We start from the raw sequence: 1,870 nt of genomic DNA, 5'->3' as shown, positions 1-1,870 counted from the left end.
AGATTGCCAAGAGGCAGTTTTAGTATATCCAGCTCCTTTAACTCAACCCCTTGATGTTAAAATTCGTGATATTCGAGTCCGCAGCTTGACGTTTTCTCTGGATGGGAATTTGGAAGAAGCTGGTGAATTATTTTTAAAGAAATTAACAGGATTTACTTAGAACTGGGAAGCACACCCTACAGGTAGAGTGAGTGACATACTCCTACACTGACCTTGCAGGTTCAGTGTAGGCTTCTTACCAACACCAGCTATTGCTTCGGTTACTCGGTAAGCTTTACTACCGACGGGATGCCCCACCGCCAACTTCAATATATTTTTAGCCGCATTCACATCTCGATCTTCGGCATAACCACAATGAGGGCAAGAATGGATGCGGTCTTTTAGCTTCTTTGGTACTTTTACTCCGCAGTTGGAACAGTTTTGACTGGTGTTCCGAGGATTCACTGCAACTGTTTGCAAACCAGCATTTATGGCCGTAGGCCACGCTACGCGAACGGCTTTGTTTGACAGTATTGACAGGAATTGCCCCCAGCCAGCATCAAAAATAGATTTAGCCATTTTAGTCCTGGCCAAACCTTTAATATTTAACTTTTCGTGAGCAACTAAATCGTGGTTGTTTAGTAGAATTTTAGCAGTTTTAAAATGAAAATCTTTTCTGGTGTCAGCTACCTTTTTGTGAGCCTTTCCAAGTTTACTGACAGCCTTCCTTCTGTTGTTACTGCCCTTTTTAGATCTACTGACAGCTTTTTGGATTTTCTTTAATCGTTTCTGAGCCTTTCTGTAGTACTGGGGAATTGGGACTTCTGAACCATCAGACTTGATCAGGAAAGATTTGAGACCCATATCTATGCCGACGGGATTGACGGCACTGTCTACTGGGATAATATCTGGGACACTATCATCTTGGATTGACAACGTAACGTAATAGCCGTCAGCCTTTCGGGTTATAGTAGCTGTCTTTATCTTAAACCCTTCTGGAATAGGTCGGTGATAAATCATTTTGACTTTACCAAATTTTGGAAGAGTCAATACATTGCCACTTATAGGATTTTTCCCAAGAGAGGGGAATGTAAAAGATTTGTATCTGTTTTTTCCTTTAAACCGAGGTCTTCCGCTTTTCTTTCCATTACTATCGCCTTTCAGAAACCGTTTAAAAGCTAGATCGACCCTTTTTACACAGTCTTGGAGAACTTGAGATTGAACTACACTGTACCAAGGTCTGTCCTTTTTTAGCTGAGGAAGGGTTTTCTTTTGGGAAAAATAGTCAGGATTATTTCTTAGGTCTGGTAAATGACAAACCAAAGGACAGGAGTTGATGGAGCAGCGATTTTGCTCATACCACTTGAATCTATCAGCAAGCAAATAATTGTATTGACAACGAAGCATGTCAAGCCATGTCTCTATTTCAGACTCTTGGGTTTTGGTTAGCCTTAATCGGTATTGATACGCTGCTCTCATTCTTGTCACCTACTGTTTTTCGACCTACTATTAGTATAGTATACAGCTAGTCAAATGGCAAGTCAGAATGAAAACTATAAAAATGACGATACGGTTAACCGAATACGAAAAGAGAAAACTAGAGCAAGAAGCAGATAAGAGAGGAATGAACCAGTCAGAGGTTCTTAGGAGTTTGATAGCTCGTTTCCCTGATCCCAAAGACTCTGTGTAAAATTCATCCCTGGAGACGAAACCTTAGAATAGTGGAGCCTTTATGGTTGGTCGGCTATGCGTAAAAGGGTTAAAACTTTTTGATTAAGGCTCCACTATTCTTACGGTAACTTTAAGCACTCATCCTTACGGATTGAGACGTGGGGCTTCTTTTACCGGACAGCTAATAATTCAACAGACTTGATATCATTCATCATTGGCA

Annotated in this window: 2 protein-coding genes; one reads left to right on the top strand and one right to left on the bottom strand. The window is 40.9% G+C overall.

The features are described 5' to 3' along the window. Window positions 1-156 precede the first annotated feature (156 nt). The gene (locus tag F6K53_RS39330; protein ID WP_293085361.1) at window positions 157-1,458 is read right to left on the bottom strand and encodes a transposase; all 1,302 of its coding nucleotides are present in this window, start codon (window positions 1,456-1,458) and stop codon (window positions 157-159) included. A gap of 67 nt (window positions 1,459-1,525) precedes the next feature. On the opposite strand from F6K53_RS39330, the gene F6K53_RS39325 reads away from it, so the two are divergent. Further along, complete coding sequence (locus tag F6K53_RS39325; protein WP_293085359.1) at window positions 1,526-1,669, top strand: ribbon-helix-helix protein, CopG family; 144 nt, start codon at window positions 1,526-1,528, stop codon at window positions 1,667-1,669. Window positions 1,670-1,870 lie beyond the last annotated feature (201 nt).

The organism is Moorena sp. SIO4A1, from assembly GCF_010672065.1.
Lineage (GTDB): Bacteria > Cyanobacteriota > Cyanobacteriia > Cyanobacteriales > Coleofasciculaceae > Moorena.
Note: the sequence above shows the minus strand (reverse complement) of the source record. Positions and strands in the feature narration are given on the sequence as shown.